Raw genomic sequence first — 16,102 nt, 5'->3', positions numbered from 1 at the left:
ATGGCTGCTTCACGAGCGGGTCCGGCCCCGGTCATGAATGTGCGCGCGGAGACACCGAGAGTCAATACTTTGGACTAGACCAATCATGGACAGCGTGCGCTATGGGACGTGGTGTCCGGATTTCCCGGCGTTCGTAGGGTTATTTGAGCGGCGGGTCGAGCGGGAAGCACGACACGCGCACCGGCCACGTGTCACCGCCGGCCGGCAGCGGCATCTTCTTCAACGCCGCCGCGGCGTCGGAGTCGTGCGCCTCTTCGGCCGCGGCGTGGAAGATGTCCGCCGCGATCGACTGGTCGAACACGCCGATCTGCTGGTGCGGCCAGCCCGCCGCGCCCTGCAGCGCACCCGGGATCAGCTGGTCGACGACCTTCCGCAGCGTCACGCCGTTCGGCGCGCGGTACTTCCAGACGTCGATGCCGAGGTTCTTCCCGACCTCCGCCATCCGGCCCCACGCGGTGAGGTTGAAGTTGACGTAGTGCCACGACATCGTCCGCGACAGCTCGAGCGGCTGGCTGCCGTCGGCGGCGAACTGCACCGGGAACCGCTTCTGCTCCGCGTCGAGCACGATCTTCCGTGCCGCGTCCCGCTGGCCCAGGTACGCCGCGATCGTCGCGTTCTGCATGTCGAGGAACGTGCCGTGGTTGTTGGTGGCGGCCAGTTCCAGCTTCGCCTGCGGGCTGGTCTGCATCCAGTTCAGGTACTGCGTCAGCCACGCCTTGATGCCCGAGCGGTCCTTGCCGGTCCAGCCCGGCGCGCCGGTGTCGAGGAGGGCGAACACGTCGAGCACCTGGCTGAACGACTGGGTCGAGTCGATGATCCCGGTGCCGCTGATCGTGGTCTTGCACGGGATGATCTGCGAGTAGGTCATGTTCGGGTTCATCTTGGTGGCCGGGTCGAGGAACCACGTCCGGATGTCCAGCGCCGCGCGTTTCGCGTACTTCGCGTCGCCGGTGTAGTACCAGGCGAGCGAGAGGTAGTACATCGCGTCCCAGGCCACCATCCGGTAGGTGTGGTCGGTGATCGCGTCGGCCTCCGGGTTGCGCTGGCCGTCCCGGTTGACGTACGGGCAGCCCTGCGGGTTCTCGGGGGTCTTCTCGCTCGCCCACCAGTAGGGCGCCTGGCTCATGTAGTCGTGCTTGTCGCCGCTCGGCGGCGCGGCCGGCTTGTCCATGACCGACCACGGCCCGGCGGTCAGCGCCGTGTTCGCCTTGGCCAGCACGGCTTTCAGCGCGTCCCGCTGGGCCTTGGACGCGTGCCCGCCGCGCAGTGCCTGCTTGGTCCCGGCCAGCTTCGCCCCGTCGGTGACGACGGTGTGCGGTGGCGACGCGGCCACCGCCGTCCCGCTGACCGGGACCAGGATCATGCTCGCGGAAACCGCGAGCGCGCCTAGGACTTTTCGCACGTCGACCGCCTTCCGGGGACGGCAAAATCCCCACGTCGTCACCGGGCGGCGGTACGGCTGCAGGGATTCTGACCGGGCGACGCGGCCGGTGTCAATCGGGCCAGGTGCGCCGCTTGTCCAACGGGCGCGCGTACGACCCCGCGCGGCTCGTCTTCAGTCCCAGCGCCACCAGCGACTCGGCGAGCCGGACCGCCGCCGCGACGCCGTCGATGACCGGGATGTCCAGCATCGTCGCGATCTTCCGGTCGAGTCCGGTCATCCCGGCGCAGCCGAGCACCAGGACCTCCGCGCCGGCGTCCCGCGCGCGACGGCCCGCGGTGAGCAACGCCGACTCCGTGCGACGCTCGTCCGTCAGCTCCAGCACGCCGAGCCCGGCGCCGGTGACCGTGACGCAGTTCTGCGCCACTCCGGCCGCGTGGAGGCTGTCCTCGATCAGCCCGCACGTCCGGTCCAATGTGGTCACCACGCCGTAGCGGCGGCCGAGCAGGCAGGCCAGGTGCGCGGCCGCTTCGGTGATGTCGACGACCGGGACGTCCAGCAGCTCGCGCGCGCCCTCCCGGCCGTGCTCGCCGAAGCCGGCGAGCACGACCGCGTCGAACGGTTCTTCGAGGCCCCGCAACAGATCCAGCACCGCCGCGGCGGACAGGAAGCTGTCCAACCAGCCTTCCGCGGATTCCGGTCCCCAGCGAGGGGTCCTCGCCAGGATCTCGGTGCCGGGACTCGCGGCCGCGCGGGCCCCGGCTTCGATCTCCTTCGTCATCGCCTCGGTGGTGTTGCAGTTGGTGACGACGATCCTCATCGGTGCTTCCTCGAAACCGCGAAGTACAGCAGCGCCGACGATCCCGTGCCGATGAACCAGGAGTACGGCGCGGCCGGGGCGAAGAACGGCACCAGCGCGATCACCGCGGCGAGGGCGGCGGTCGGGAAGAACGTCACCAGCGCACGCGGGTTCACCCGCGGGTAGATCCCGCCGTCGACGAACAGCTGCGCGACGTCGACCTTGCCGCGCCGGATCAGGTAGTAGTCGACGATCATGATCCCGAACAGCGGCCCGAGGAACGCGCCGAGCCCGCCGAGGAAGTAGTTGACCACGGTCGGCGAGGAGTACAGCTTCCACGGCAGCACGCACAGCGCGGCGACCGCGCTGATCAGCCCGCCGACGGTGAACGAGATCCGCTTCGGCCAGATGTTGGCGAGGTCGTAGGCGGGGGAGACGAAGTTCGCGACGATGTTGACGCCCATGGTGGCGACGGCGAACGTCAGCGCGCCGATGATCAGCACCGGTGTGTTGTGCACCTTGGCCAGCAGCTCGGCCGGGTCGGTGATCGCCTCGCCGAACACCTGCATGCTGCCCGCGGTGACGATCACCGACAGCAGCGCGAACGCCGTCGAGTTGATCGGCAGGCCCCAGAAGTTGCCGCGGCGCACGGTCTTCTGGTCCGGGGCGTTGCGGGAGAAGTCGCAGAAGTTCAGCATCAGCGTGCCGTAGGTGGCCAGGATCAGCCCGGCCGCGCCGAACCACTGGCGGATCTGTTCGCCGGTCGACAGCTGCTTCGGGCTGCTGGTGAACGAGATGTTCCAGTGCCCGGCGGCGAGGATCCACACCGCGAGCGCGATCATCACGACCCAGATCGCCGGGCCGCACCAGTCCTGGAACTTGCGGATCGACTCCATGCCGCGGGTGAGGATGAGCGCCTGGACCGCCCACAGCGCGATGAAGCAGATCCAGCCGAGCGCGTGCAGGCCGAGGAAACCGTGTTCGGTCAACGGTTTCAGGCCCGGGTCGATGGTGAGCACGAGCAGCGTGATGGCCACGCTCGCGAGGTAGGTCTGGATGCCGTACCAGAAGATCGCGATGATCGCGCGGATCAGCGCGGGCAGGTTGGCGCCGAACGTGCCGAAGCTGATCCGCGCCACGACCGGGAACGGGACGCCGGTGCGCTGGCCGATCCGGCCCATCAGGTTCATGCCGAAGTAGATGATCACGAAGCCGAACAGCAGGGCGGTGAAGACCTGCCAGGCGGACAGGCCGAGCACGAACAGCCCGGCCGCGAAGGTGTAGTTGCCGAGGTTGTGCACGTCCGACATCCACAACGCGAAGATGTCGTAGACCTTCCAGCGGCGGTCTTTCGCCGGGGCGAGGTCTTCGTTCCAGAGCCGGGGGTCGGGCGGCGCGGTCGTCTCTTGCTGGGACTCGGTGAGCGGGGCGGCGGTCAAGGCGGGCCTCCGATCGACGTGCAGCGACGGCGATTTGGGATACCAAAATTTGGCATCCCAAATATCACCCCCAAGTCCGCCGCCGTCAACCCTCCGGTCCGTAAACTCGTGTTACGAGCGTGTTGAAGAGAGGGGACCGGTGACGACGGCGAGCGAGCGGCAGCCCCTCGCGGCCACCCGGCAGCGGGTGCGCGACGAGCTGCGCGAACGGATCTTGACCGGCCGTCTCCGCCCCGGCGACCGGCTGGTCGAGCGCGAGCTGGCCGAGGACCTCGGCGTGTCCAGGGTGCCCGTGCGCGAGGCCATCCGCAGCCTCGAGGCCGAAGGCTTCCTCGTCGAGCAGTCGGCCCGGCGGATCGTCGTCCGGCAGCTCGCCCGCGTCGACGTCGAGGAGCTGTTCGACGTCCGTGAGGCGCTGGAAGGGCTCGCGGCCGGGCGGGCCGCCGAGCGGGCGGGCGCGCCGGAGCTGAAGCGGCTCGAGCGGATGCTCGCCGACGCCGCCCGCGCGACGGCCCGCGACGACGCGGCCCGGATCACCGTGCTCAACTCGCAGTTCCACGACGAGATCGTGGCCATCGCGGGCAACACCCTGCTCACCACGATGCTGCAGCCCCTGCAGGGCCGGCTCCGCTGGCTCACGAGCCAGAACGAGCACTGGGCCGAGCTGCTCGACGAGCACCGCCGGCTCTACGAGGCGATCGCGTCGGGGGACGCGGGCCGGGCGCACGCCGAAGCCGTCGAGCACGTGCGGGTCAACCGCGAGGTGACGCTGAAGTCCCTCTTCGGCACCGAGCCGGATCAGGCGGAGATCGCGGCCGGCTCGAGGTAGGGCGTCACGTTCCGCAGTGCCCGCTCGACGTACTCGTCCTTCTCGCCGACGGGCGCGACGTAGTGCATCGCGTGCTCGGCGGCTTCGAGGCCGTGCAGCCGGGCGAGGACCCAGGTGGCGAGGTAGGTCGAGGCCAGGCAGCCGCCCGCGGTGGCGAGCGTGCCGCGGGCGAAGAACGGCTGGTTCAGCACCTCGACGCCGGCCGCGAGGACCCACGGCTTCGTCGTCAGGTCGGTGCAGGCGGGTACGTCGGCGAGCAGCCCGAGCTTCGCCAGGACGAGCGTGCCGGAGCACTGGGCGCCCAGGAGCTGCCGGCCGGGGTCGAGGCCGCGCAGCACGCTCGTGATCGCCGGGTCCTCGACGACCTCACGGGTCTTCACGCCGCTGCCGACGATCACGGCGTCGGCCGTGCAGGCCTCCTCGAGCCCGATCGCCGCGTCGATCGTGACGCCGTTCATCGACGTCACCCGCGGCGTGGGGCTCGCGATGGACACCCGCGAACCGGGCGTCCGGTTCAGGACGCCGAGGGCGATGAGCGAGTCGAGTTCGTTGTAGCCGTCGAAGGTCAGGATCGCGGTGTGCATGACCGCACGCTAGGACGGCCGATCCAGGACAGTCCACAAATTGTCCTGCCTACAATCGCGGCGTGCGGGTGCCGAAGTACAAGGGCGTCGTGGACGCGTTCGCGGCGAGGATCCGGGGCGGGCAGTGGCCGGCCGGGACGCGGCTGCCCACCCACCGCCGGCTGGCCGCCGACGAGGGCATCGCCGTCGTGACGGCGTCCCGCGTCTACTCCGAGCTCGAAGCGATGGGGCTGGTCAGCTGCGAGCAGGGCCGGGGCACGTTCGTCCGGGACCAGGCCGCGGGCGACGGCGTCGACGAGCGGTCGGTCGCCGCGGACGCGGTCGACCTCAGCTTCAACTCGCCGTCGATCCCCGGGCAGGCCGGCCTGCTGCGCGAGGCGCTGCGGGACCTCGCCACGGCCGGCGACCTCGACGCGCTGCTGCGCTACCAGCCGCACCGCGGGCGCGCCGAGGACCGGGCCGCCGTCGCCCGCCACCTGCGCCGGCGCGGGCTGGACGCCGGCCGCGAACGCGTGCTGATCGTCGACGGCGCGCAGCATGGCCTGGCCGTGACGGCGATGGCGCTGCTGCGGGCCGGGGACGTCGTAGCGGTGGACGCGCTCACGTATCCGGGCTTCCGGGTGCTCGCGCGCACGCTCGGACTCGACCTCGCGCCGCTGCCGGTGACCGCCGACGGCCCCGACCTCGAGGCCTTCGACCGGCTCTGCCGCCGGCGCCGGGTCCGCGCGGTCTACGCGATGCCGACCCTGCACAACCCGCTGGGCTGGGTGCTCTCCGCCGGGCAGCGCGCGCGGCTCGTCGAGGTCGCCCGGCAGCACGGCGTGACGATCATCGAGGACGCGTCATACGCCTACCTCGTCGAGGACGCGCCGCCGCCGCTGGCGATGCTCGCGCCGGAAGCCACCGTCTACGTGTCAGGGCTGTCCAAGAGCGTCGCGACCGGGTTGCGGGTCGGGTTCGCCGTCGCGCCCCTCGAGTCGGTGCCGGCGCTCGAGAGCGCGATCCGGGCTACGACGTGGAACACACCCGCCCTGACGGCGGCCATCGCGCGCCGCTGGCTCGAGGACGGTACCGTCGAACGCTTGGAGGCCCGCAAGCGCGAAGACGCGCGAGGGCGCCAGGCGCTCGCTTCGGAGGTGCTGGCCGGGCTTCCGTGGATCGGGCACCCGTCGTCGTACTTCCGGTGGCTGCCGCTCGCCCGCGACTCCCGGCCGGACCGCGTCGTGGCGGCGCTCGCCCGGCGGCGGGTGGCGGTCGCCACCGCGGAGCCGTTCGCGACGACGCCGGCGGTGCCGCAGGCGCTCCGGCTGGCGCTGGGCTCGGTGGGACACGCCGAACTCCGCGAAGCGCTCGCGGCGGTCCGTGACGAGGTCGAGCGGGATGTTTTCCGCTGATCACGGCTTGATGACGAAGGTCACGCTCGGTACCGGAGAGCTTACGTATTAACATGATCCACGGGTCCCCGCTCCGTGAGCGGAAGTGGCATATCCAACAGCCCCAGGGACCTCTGCCAACAGGCGCTTCCCAGTGCCTTCATGGGAAATTCACAGAATGGGTGGCAAGTCTGACAACGTGAACCACGCCGACGACGGTGCCGGAACGGCGGCACGATGACGACTGCCCAGGCCACTCTCGAAGCGCCCTCCCGGATCGCGAGACCGGGTGGGAAAGCGCCGTACCTGCACCAGATCGACCTGTTCCGGTTGGTCACCTTCGCGTGCGTGATCCTCATCCACGTGGTCGGCGCCACGAACTTCGCGCAGGACGTCGGCGCCAACGCCGTCGAGACGCCGCTGCACTTCACGCGGGAGGCGTTCTTCGCGCTCACCGGGTTCGTGCTGGTGTTCCAGAACCGCGGCCGCGAGATCACGCCGTCCGGCTTCTGGCGCAAGCGGCTCCCGCTGGTCGCGACGCCGTACCTGGCGTGGTCGATGTTCTTCTGGGCGTTTTCGCTGGTCACCGGCACGCAGCAGCCGGACTCGCTCGAGGCGTCGATGCGCCTGCTGCTCAAGGACCTCGTCACCGGCGGCGCCTGGTACCACCTGTACTTCCTGCTCGTGACGATGCAGGTGTACCTGCTGTTCCCGTGGATCATGAAGCTGCTGCGGGCGACCGAGGGCAAGCACAAGTGGCTGCTGCTGGGCAGCGGCGCGCTGCAGGTCGGCGTGACGCTGTTCATGACCTACCAGCCGTTCGGCGTCGGCTACGAGACGATCACCCACCTGTACGCCACGCTGCTGCCGTACCAGTTCTACACACTGTTCGGCGCCGTGGTGGCCATGCACTTCGAGGCCGTGCACGCGTGGGTCGGCCGGCACCGGCTGCTGCTCGGCGGCGCCCTCGTGGCGGTGCTGGCCGGCACCGAGTGGTACTACCTCCGGACTGTCCACAGTGGAACGTTCCCGCAGGTGGCCAGCGACCCGTTCCAGCCGTACCTGATCCCGTGGTTCCTCGCGGTCATCGCGGCGATCTACGCGTTCAGCACGTGGTGGTCGGGTCGCCGTCGCGAAGGCAGTGGCGGGGCCCGGCTCGTCTCCTGGGCGGCGAACCGGTCGTTCAGCATCTTCCTGGTCCACCCGCTCGCGCTGGCGTTCCTCGGGCCGCTGATCCCGCACGTGGCCGAGCGCTTCGGGGCGCCCTGGCTGAGCGTGATCATCTACTTCGCCACGATCGCGCTGACGATCGTGATGGTCGAGGTGCTGCGGCGGCTGCCGGGCAGCCAGGCGCTCACCGGACGGCCGCGGCTGCGGCTCGCGAAGGCCGCCGCGTAGGTCACCCCGTCGGGTGGTCAACGGCACAAAAGAGAGTTCGGGCATGTCCCGGCGCGCGGATCCGCGGTCTTCGGATATGCTGGCGGCCCGTGGGACTTCAGTCACGGGCTACCAAGTACGTTTTTGTCACCGGAGGCGTCGCCTCCTCTCTGGGTAAAGGACTCACGGCTTCCAGCCTGGGACAACTCCTTACCGCGCGCGGGCTTCGCGTCACGATGCAGAAGCTCGATCCGTACCTCAACGTCGACCCCGGGACGATGAACCCGTTCCAGCACGGTGAGGTGTTCGTCACCGACGACGGTGCGGAGACCGACCTCGACATCGGGCACTACGAGCGCTTCCTCGACCGCGACCTCGACGGCAAGGCCAACGTCACGACCGGCCAGGTCTACTCCGAGGTGATCGCCAAGGAGCGCCGCGGCGAGTACCTCGGCGACACCGTCCAGGTCATTCCGCACATCACCGACGAGATCAAGTCCCGGATCACCGCGGCCGGCCAGCCGGACGAGGCCGGCCAGACGCCGGACGTCGTCATCACCGAGGTCGGCGGCACGGTCGGCGACATCGAGTCGCTGCCGTTCCTGGAGGCCTGCCGCCAGGTCCGCCACGACGTCGGCCGCGACCACTGCTTCTTCCTGCACGTCTCGCTGGTGCCGTACCTGGCGCCGTCGGGCGAGCTCAAGACGAAGCCGACCCAGCACTCGGTGGCCGCGCTGCGCAACATCGGCATCCAGCCCGACGCGCTGGTCTGCCGGGCCGACCGGGAGATCCCGGAGGACCTCAAGCGCAAGATCGGCTTGATGTGCGACGTCGACAACGAGGCCGTCATCGCCTGCCCGGACGCGCGGTCCATCTACGACATCCCGAAGGTGCTGCACCGCGAGGCGCTCGACGCCTACGTCGTCCGCCGCCTCGGGCTGCCGTTCCGCGACGTCGACTGGACGGTGTGGGGCGACCTGCTGGACCGCGTGCACAACCCGAGCGAGGTCGTGCGGATCGCGGTCGTCGGGAAGTACATCGACCTGCCCGACGCCTACCTGTCGGTCACCGAGGCCCTGCGTGCGGGCGGGTTCGCCCACCGCGCCAAGGTCGAGATCGTCTGGGTCGCCTCCGACGACGCGCAGACCGCGTCCGGCGCGGCGTCGGTGCTGTCCGATGTGGACGGTGTGCTGATCCCGGGCGGGTTCGGCATCCGCGGCATCGAGGGCAAGGTCGGCGCGATCGAGTACGCCCGCACCCGCGGTGTCCCGCTGCTCGGGCTGTGCCTCGGCCTGCAGTGCATGGTCATCGAGGGCGCCCGGCACCTGGCCGGCATCGCCGACGCCGGGTCGTCGGAGTTCGACGAGAACACCAAGCACCCGGTGATCTCGACGATGGCCGACCAGCGCGACGTCGTCGCGGGGGAGCGGGACATGGGCGGCACCATGCGCCTGGGCGCCTACCCGGCGAAGCTCAAGCCGGGTTCGCAGGTCGCGAAGGCGTACGGCACCACGGAGGTGTCCGAACGGCACCGGCACCGCTACGAGGTGAACAACGCCTACCGCAAGCAGCTCTCGGACGCGGGCCTGGTGTTCTCCGGCACGTCGCCGGACGACCGCCTGGTCGAGTTCGTGGAGCTGCCGGCCGACAAGCACCCGTTCTTCGTCGGCACGCAGGCGCACCCGGAGCTCAAGAGCCGCCCGACCCGGCCGCACCCGCTGTTCAGCGCGTTCGTCAAGGCCGTGGTGGACCGCAAGGTCGCCGAGCGGCTGCCGGTCGAGCTGCCCGAGGCCCCCGTGGCGGCCCGGTGACCGCGCCGGGCGAGCACGAGTTCAGCGTCGCGTCCAGCCGGGACGTCCACATCGGACGCGTCGTCGGCCTGCGGATCGACGACGTCGTGATGCCGGGCGGCGACACCGCGGTCCGCGAGGTCATCGAGCACCTCGGCGCGGTGGCGATCGTCGCGCTGGACGAAGACCAGCAGGTCACGCTGATCCACCAGTACCGGCACCCGATCGGGCACCGGCTGTGGGAGCTGCCGGCGGGGCTGATCGACCACCTCGGCGAGGACCCGGTCGGCACGGCCGAGCGGGAGCTCGTCGAAGAGGTCGGCCTGGCGGCGTCGGACTGGGTGACGCTGGTCGACGTCGCGGCGTCGCCCGGCTTCACCGACGAGGTCGTGCGGATCTTCCTGGCCCGCGGACTGTCCGATGTGGAGCGTGACGTGCTCGGCGAGGAGGAGGCGGACCTGGTCATCCGCAAGTTCCCGCTCGCCGAGGCGGTGCGGATGGCCCTGGCGGGCGAGCTGATCAACGGCGCCACGGTGTCCGGCGTCCTGGCCACGCACGCGGTGGTCACGGGCGCGGCGTCGGCCCGCCCGGCGGACGCCCCGTGGGAGGACCGTCCCACGGCGTTCGCCAAGCGCAAGGAAGCCTGAGGAGGTCCGCTGCGCCTCGGTTCAGGGGCGCAGCGGGCGGCCTTCGGCGTCCAGGCCGCCGTTGGCGAGCAGCAGGATGCCGTCGACCAACGGCCAGATCGCGCCGACGCCGAACGTGATCAGGCAGACGAACAGCTGCAGCAGGCCGAGCCCGACCTGGCCGGTGTAGAACCGCCCCACGCCGAACGGCAGCACGATCTGCAGCACGCCGGCCACCGTCTTCGACCGGTAGGAGTACGGCACCGGCTGCGCGTACGGCATGGGCTGCGGATACGGCATCGGCTGCGGGGTCGTCGGGGGCGCGTACAGCGGCATCGGCGCCTGCGGCGGCCCGAAGAACCCCGGGTGCGGCTGCGGCAGGTCGCGGAACAGCGGCCGCAGGTTGCCCACCGTCGCCGCCGCGTACGCGTCCGTCACGCGGGTCTCGTACTCGTCGGGCGTGATGCGGCCCATGCCGAAGTGGTCGGCGAGCAGCCTCGCCGCTTCCTCCCGCTCGGCCGTGCCGATGCGGAGCTCGTCCGACTCCATGGAATCCAAGGTAACCGCGTCCGGCTGGGAACGGGGTTTCTGCCGGGTCACGGACCCCGGGCGGCCTAAGGTGTCCCGCGTGGCCTCCAGCCCGCACAGCACGGCCGACGTGATCGCCGCGTACCTCGACCACCTGGTCGTCGAACGCGGGACCGCGCGCAACACCCTGGACAGCTACGCCCGTGACCTGCGCCGGTACGCCGCGCACCTGGACCTCGCGGGCATCGGCAAGATCGCCGACGTCGTCTCCGCGCACGTCACGTCCTTCGGCGCCGCTCTCCGGGAAGGCGACGACGAGCACCGGCCGCTCGCCGCGTCTTCGGCCGCGCGGGCGCTGGTCGCCGTGCGGGGCTTGCACAAGTTCGCCAACGCCGAGGGCCTCACCGAGCACAACCCGGCCCGCGAGGTCCGGCCGCCGACCCCGGCGAAGCGGCTGCCCAAGGCGTTGCCGGTCGACGACGTCCTGCGGCTGCTCGAGACCCCGCCGCCGGACGGCGAACGCCCGCTGCGCGACCGGGCCCTGCTGGAGGTGCTCTACTCGACCGGCGCCCGGATCTCCGAGGCGGTCGGGCTGGACGTCGACGACGTCGACGACACCGAACGCACCGTCCTGCTCGACGGCAAGGGCGGCAAGCAGCGGATCGTCCCGATCGGGCGGCCCGCGCTCGCCGCACTGCACGCCTACACCGTCCGCGCCCGGCCCGCGCTCGCCGCCCACGGCCGCGGCACCGCCGCGCTGTTCCTCAACGCCCGCGGCAGCAGGCTTTCGCGCCAGAGCGCGTGGCAGGTCCTCAAGGACACCGCCGAACGGGCGGGGATCACCGCCGTCGTCTCGCCGCACACGCTCCGCCACTCCTTCGCCACGCACCTGCTCGAAGGCGGCGCGGACGTCCGGGTGGTGCAGGAACTGCTCGGCCACGCCTCGGTGACGACGACCCAGGTGTACACGCTGGTCACGGTCAACACCCTGCGCGAGGTGTACGCGACGGCGCACCCCCGGGCACTGGGCTAGACGGCCGAACGGGGCGCCTACAGCCTTCGTACGCTGGACTGACGGTCGAGTGACATTGCCCCCTCGGGTCCGGCGCGTTGCTTTGCCGGGGCTCCGACTCCGCGCATAGGCTGCGGCGGACGCGACGAACAAGGAGCTTTCCCGCCATGTCGACACCGAACCAGCCGGCCCACCCGGCCGAGTCCGCCGGGTCGGCGGCGGCGAACCTCAACGACGTCAAGATCGCGACCCCGGCGGTCCACGACGGCGACGAACCGCAGGAGCGCAACGGCAAGAAGGTCAAGCTCGAGGGCATCGGGCCGACCGGCCGCCCGATCCGCGAGCACGCCGATCCGGCGCCACTGGACCGCCACGGCCCGGCCAAGATCATGGCCATGTGCAACCAGAAGGGCGGCGTCGGCAAGACGACGTCGACCATCAACCTGGGTGCCGCCCTCGCCGAGTACGGCCGCAAGGTGCTGCTCGTCGACTTCGACCCGCAGGGCGCGCTCGCCGTCGGTCTCGGCATCCAGCCGCACGAACTGGACCAGACGGTCTACAACGCCATCATGGAGCGGTCGGTCAGTGCCACCGACGTGCTGATGAAAACCCGCGTCGACGGCGTTGACCTGCTGCCGAGCAACATCGACCTGTCCGCGGCGGAGGTCCAGCTCGTCGCTGAGGTAGGGCGCGAGCACACGTTGTTACGGGTCCTTCGTCCGGTCATGAACGACTACGACTATGTTCTTGTCGACTGCCAGCCCTCACTCGGCTTGCTCACGGTGAACGCGCTGACCGCCGCGGACGGCGTGATCATCCCGCTCGAGTGCGAGTTCTTCAGTCTGCGAGGCGTCGCGCTCCTGATCGACACGATCGAGAAGGTGCAGGAACGCCTCAACCCCAAACTGGACATAGTCGGGATTCTCGCCACCATGTACGACCCGAGAACCCTGCACTCGAAGGAGGTCATGGCTCGCGTGGTGGAGGCATTCGGCGAGACCGTGTTCGACACGGTCATCAACCGCACGGTGCGGTTCCCCGAGACGACGGTCGCGGGTGAGCCGATCACGACCTGGGCGCCCAAGTCCGCCGGCGCGGCGGCGTACCGTCAGCTGGCCCGCGAGGTGATCGCTCGGTGAGCAGGCGCGCCTCCCTGCCCGGAGCGTCGGAACTCTTCCGCCTCACCTCCAGTCCCCAGCTCGACCGCCCGCCCCAGGCGCCGCCCGCGCCCGTCGAGCCCGTCGAGCCGAAGCCCTCGGGCAACGGCCGGTCGGAACAGCTCGCCCGCGGCGTGGCCCCGCACGGCTCCGGCCGGACCAAGCACGACGCGAAGATCACCGTGTACGTCTCCGGCGACGAGCTCGTCGCCATGGAGCAGGCCCGGCTGACGTTGCGCGCGAAGCACGACCTGGTCGTCGACCGCGGCCGGCTGGTCCGTGAGGCGGTCGCCGTGCTGCTGGCCGACTTCGACCTGAACGGCGAGGAGTCGGTGCTGGTGCAGCGGCTGCGGGTGGTCGGCTCAGACGGCGGCGAAACCGAGGGCTGATGGACGAGCCGGAACCGGCCCCGGCATCGGCTCCGGAGGAACAGGTCCCCGAAGAGCACCAGACGGTGCACGGCGGGATGATCCCCGAAGGCGTCAACACCGAAGAGCTGAGCACGTCGAAGTTCAAGGTGCGGCTGGCCAACTTCGAGGGGCCGTTCGACCTGCTGCTGCAGCTGATTTCGCAGCACCAGCTCGACGTCACCGAGGTGGCGCTGCACCGGGTCACCGACGACTTCATCGCGTACACGCGCGCGCTGGGCACCGAGTGGAACCTCGACGAGACCACGGAGTTCCTGGTCATCGCGGCGACGCTCCTGGACTTGAAGGCGGCGCGGCTGCTGCCGTCGGCCGAGGTGGAGAACGAGGACGACCTCGCCCTGCTCGAAGCCCGTGACCTGCTGTTCGCGCGGATCCTGCAGTACCGCGCGTACAAGCAGGTGGCGGCGCTGTTCGGTGAGCTGGAGCAGAACGCGCTACGGCGGTACCCGCGATCGGTGGCGCTGGAGGAGCGGTTCATCGGGCTGCTGCCCGAGGTGATGCTGGGCGTGACCCCGGCGAAGTTCGCGGACATCGCGGTGGCGGTGTTCCGGCCGAAGCCGCCGCCGACGGTGTCGATCGCCCACATCCACATGGGCCGCGTGTCGGTCCGCGAGCACGCGGCGCTGCTGCGCATCAAACTGGCCGCGGCGGGCGAGGCGACGTTCGGCGAGCTGGTCGACGACTGCGAGCACACAGTCGAGATCGTGGCGCGCTTCCTGGCCCTGCTGGAGCTCTACCGCGAGGCGACGGTCCAGTTCGAGCAGACGGAGGCACTGGCCGAGCTGCACGTCCGCTGGACGGGCGGCTCGATGGTCGAGGCCTCCGCGGCGGCCGAGCTGGACCGGTCCGCCGGAGACGAAGAGGAGTACGGGTGAGCCCCGAAGACAACGAGCGCACCGAGGCGCCGGCGGTGCCCCCGGCGAGCGAGGTCGAGGGCGCGGCGGAGCTGGCGCTGGACGAGGCGCTCTCCGGCGAGCCGGTGACGGACGATGGCGAGCCGGTGGAGCCGCTGGTTGCGGAGACGGTTGCCGAGGAGCCTCCTGCCGAGGAGCCTGCTGCCGAGGCGGCCGAAGTCGCGCCCGACGAAGCTCCGGTCGAGGAGGCCGCTGCGGCGGACGAGCCGGCCGAGGTCGCTGCCGCGGAGCCCGAGGCCGAGGTTGAAGCCGCTGAGCCCGAGCCCGCTGCTGCCAAGCTGGCTGAAGGTGCTGCCGAGCCTGAGGCTGCCGCGGAGCCCGAGCCCGTCGCCGAGCCCGCCGCCGCCGAGCTGGCTGAAGGCGCCGCCGAGCCCGAGCCCGTCGCCGAGCCGACCGAGGCCGCCGCCGAGCCCGAGGCTGATGCCGAGCCGGCCGAAGCCGCCGCCGAGGCCGATGCCGCCGCCGAGCCGGCCGACCTCGACCCCGAAGCTCCCGAGTCCGACCTCGTCGCCGCCGGTGACGTCGACGCCCTCCCTGACGTCACCTCCGACGAGACCCTCGAGGCCGCCCTCGAAGCCCTCCTCCTCGTCGTCGACTCGCCCGCCAGTGAGGAATCGCTCGCCGAAACCGTCGGCCAACCCAAGGCGCGGATCGTCGTCGCGCTGCGGACCATGGCGCAGAAGTTCACCGACCGGGCCTCCGGGATCGACCTGCGGCGCGTCGGTGATGGGTGGCGGTTCTACACTAGAGACGTCTATGCCCCGTTCGTGGAGAAGCTCCTGCTGGACGGCCAGCGGTCGAAGCTGACCCGGGCCGCGCTGGAGAGCCTCGCCGTGATCGCGTACCGGCAACCGGTGACCCGTTCCAGGGTCGCCGCGGTGCGCGGCGTGAACGTGGACGGCGTGATCCGGACGCTGCTCGCGCGCGGCCTCATCGAAGAGATGGGGACCGACCCCGAGACGACCGGCACGCTGTACGTGACGACCGAGCTGTTCCTGGAGCGACTGGGGCTGTCGTCACTGAACGACCTGCCTGCCATCGCTCCGTTGCTACCCGAAGTGGACACCATCGATGACATCCAGTGAACACCCCGACGGCATCCGGCTGCAGAAGGTGCTGTCGCAGGCCGGGGTCGCCTCCCGGCGGGCGGCGGAAGACCTGATCGCCGCCGGCCGGGTCGAGGTGGACGGCCAGGTCGTCACCGAGCTGGGCCGCCGGGTGCACCCGGACGAGGCCATCATCCACGTCGACGGCACCCGCGTGAACCTGCGCGACGACCTGATCTACCTCGCCCTGAACAAGCCCAAGGGCGTCCACTCGACGATGTCGGACGACCGCGGCCGCCCGTGCGTCGGCGAGTACCTGATGGGCCGCTACGAGGAGACCCCCGGCGTCGTGCACGTCGGCCGGCTCGACGAGAACACCGAGGGCCTGCTGCTGCTGACCAACGACGGCGACCTCGGGCACCGGCTGATGCACCCCTCCTACCAGGTGCTCAAGACCTACCTCGCCGAGGTCGACGGCCTCGTGCCGCGCGGGCTCGGCAAGGAGCTCCGCAACGGCTGGGAGCTGCCGGACGGCATCATCAAGGTCGACCAGTTCCGGGTCAAGGACATGCACTCCGGCAAGTCGCTGGTGGAGCTGGTCATCCACGAGGGCAAGAAGCACATCGTGCGCCGCCTGCTCAAGGACACCGGGCACCCGGTGCTCAAGCTGGTCCGGACCGCGATCGGCGACGTCCAGCTCGGCAACCAGCGCGTCGGCTCGATCCGGCGGCTGACCAAGGGCGAGGTCGGCTCGCTCTACCGCGCCGTCGAGCTCTGACGCGCTTTTCGGGGGTTGTCACAGTCCCGACTTTCCGCCGT

At 70.7% G+C, this 16,102-nt stretch carries 16 protein-coding genes; 11 read left to right on the top strand and 5 right to left on the bottom strand.

Features of this window, described 5'->3' with window-relative positions; translation table 11 throughout:
- Positions 1–139 precede the first annotated feature (139 nt).
- The 3 genes from ACZ7PG_RS36075 to ACZ7PG_RS36065 all read right to left on the bottom strand — a co-directional run bounded on the left by ACZ7PG_RS36075 (position 140) and on the right by ACZ7PG_RS36065 (position 3,619).
- Positions 140–1,402, bottom strand: a complete 1,263-nt coding sequence (locus tag ACZ7PG_RS36075) for an alginate lyase family protein (RefSeq protein WP_470243634.1) — start codon at positions 1,400–1,402, stop codon at positions 140–142.
- Positions 1,403–1,493: 91 nt separating this feature from the next.
- The gene (locus ACZ7PG_RS36070; RefSeq protein WP_372665596.1) at positions 1,494–2,201 is read right to left on the bottom strand and encodes an aspartate/glutamate racemase family protein; all 708 of its coding nucleotides are present in this window, start codon (positions 2,199–2,201) and stop codon (positions 1,494–1,496) included.
- Positions 2,198–3,619 (bottom strand): NCS1 family nucleobase:cation symporter-1, encoded by a 1,422-nt coding sequence (locus tag ACZ7PG_RS36065; RefSeq protein WP_470243633.1) that lies wholly within the window; start codon positions 3,617–3,619, stop codon positions 2,198–2,200. Before ACZ7PG_RS36065 ends, ACZ7PG_RS36070 begins: the two co-directional genes overlap by 4 nt.
- Before the next feature lie 139 nt (positions 3,620–3,758).
- On the opposite strand from ACZ7PG_RS36065, the gene ACZ7PG_RS36060 reads away from it, so the two are divergent.
- A complete protein-coding gene (locus ACZ7PG_RS36060; protein WP_470243632.1) occupies positions 3,759–4,448 on the top strand; it encodes a GntR family transcriptional regulator in 690 nt (229 codons plus the stop codon).
- On the opposite strand, the gene ACZ7PG_RS36055 is transcribed toward ACZ7PG_RS36060, so the two are convergent.
- On the bottom strand, positions 4,418–5,032 hold the full coding sequence (locus tag ACZ7PG_RS36055; RefSeq protein ID WP_470243631.1) for a DJ-1/PfpI family protein: 615 nt from the start codon (positions 5,030–5,032) through the stop codon (positions 4,418–4,420). The genes ACZ7PG_RS36060 and ACZ7PG_RS36055 overlap by 31 nt on opposite strands.
- A 62-nt stretch (positions 5,033–5,094) precedes the next feature.
- Here ACZ7PG_RS36055 and ACZ7PG_RS36050 point away from each other — a divergent pair, with 62 nt between their 5' ends.
- The 4 genes from ACZ7PG_RS36050 to ACZ7PG_RS36035 all read left to right on the top strand — a co-directional run bounded on the left by ACZ7PG_RS36050 (position 5,095) and on the right by ACZ7PG_RS36035 (position 10,219).
- Positions 5,095–6,426: an aminotransferase-like domain-containing protein gene (locus ACZ7PG_RS36050; protein ID WP_470243630.1), complete on the top strand. Its 1,332-nt coding sequence runs from the start codon at positions 5,095–5,097 to the stop codon at positions 6,424–6,426.
- Between the two features lie 216 nt (positions 6,427–6,642).
- Positions 6,643–7,803, top strand: coding sequence for an acyltransferase (locus ACZ7PG_RS36045; protein WP_470243629.1), 1,161 nt, complete (start codon positions 6,643–6,645; stop codon positions 7,801–7,803).
- Between the two features lie 89 nt (positions 7,804–7,892).
- Positions 7,893–9,593, top strand: coding sequence for a CTP synthase (locus tag ACZ7PG_RS36040; protein WP_470243628.1), 1,701 nt, complete (start codon positions 7,893–7,895; stop codon positions 9,591–9,593).
- On the top strand, positions 9,590–10,219 hold the full coding sequence (locus tag ACZ7PG_RS36035; RefSeq protein WP_470243627.1) for an NUDIX domain-containing protein: 630 nt from the start codon (positions 9,590–9,592) through the stop codon (positions 10,217–10,219). Before ACZ7PG_RS36040 ends, ACZ7PG_RS36035 begins: the two co-directional genes overlap by 4 nt.
- Positions 10,220–10,240: 21 nt before the next feature.
- Here the strand turns inward: ACZ7PG_RS36035 and ACZ7PG_RS36030 are convergent, their stop codons facing one another.
- Complete coding sequence (locus ACZ7PG_RS36030; RefSeq protein WP_470243626.1) at positions 10,241–10,747, bottom strand: DUF1707 domain-containing protein; 507 nt, start codon at positions 10,745–10,747, stop codon at positions 10,241–10,243.
- A 109-nt stretch (positions 10,748–10,856) separates the two neighbouring features.
- Here ACZ7PG_RS36030 and xerD point away from each other — a divergent pair, with 109 nt between their 5' ends.
- From xerD to ACZ7PG_RS36000, 6 genes are all read left to right on the top strand, one after another.
- Positions 10,857–11,759 carry a site-specific tyrosine recombinase XerD gene (gene xerD, locus ACZ7PG_RS36025; protein ID WP_470243669.1) on the top strand — a complete coding sequence of 301 codons (903 nt, stop codon included), beginning with the start codon at positions 10,857–10,859 and terminating at the stop codon, positions 11,757–11,759.
- A 146-nt stretch (positions 11,760–11,905) separates the two neighbouring features.
- Positions 11,906–12,877, top strand: a complete 972-nt coding sequence (locus tag ACZ7PG_RS36020; RefSeq protein WP_470243625.1) for a ParA family protein — start codon at positions 11,906–11,908, stop codon at positions 12,875–12,877.
- Positions 12,874–13,284 (top strand): cobyrinic acid a,c-diamide synthase, encoded by a 411-nt coding sequence (locus ACZ7PG_RS36015; protein WP_470243624.1) that lies wholly within the window; start codon positions 12,874–12,876, stop codon positions 13,282–13,284. The genes ACZ7PG_RS36020 and ACZ7PG_RS36015 overlap by 4 nt, the downstream gene beginning before the upstream one ends.
- A complete protein-coding gene (locus ACZ7PG_RS36010) occupies positions 13,284–14,198 on the top strand; it encodes a segregation and condensation protein A (RefSeq protein WP_470243623.1) in 915 nt (304 codons plus the stop codon). Before ACZ7PG_RS36015 ends, ACZ7PG_RS36010 begins: the two co-directional genes overlap by 1 nt.
- A 317-nt stretch (positions 14,199–14,515) precedes the next feature.
- Positions 14,516–15,322, top strand: coding sequence for an SMC-Scp complex subunit ScpB (gene scpB, locus ACZ7PG_RS36005; protein ID WP_470243668.1), 807 nt, complete (start codon positions 14,516–14,518; stop codon positions 15,320–15,322).
- A complete protein-coding gene (locus ACZ7PG_RS36000; RefSeq protein WP_470243622.1) occupies positions 15,309–16,061 on the top strand; it encodes a pseudouridine synthase in 753 nt (250 codons plus the stop codon). Before scpB ends, ACZ7PG_RS36000 begins: the two co-directional genes overlap by 14 nt.
- The last annotated feature ends 41 nt before the right edge of the window (positions 16,062–16,102 follow it).

The organism is Amycolatopsis sp. NPDC114504, assembly GCF_055633595.1.
This window is presented reverse-complemented; position numbering and strand designations above follow the sequence as displayed.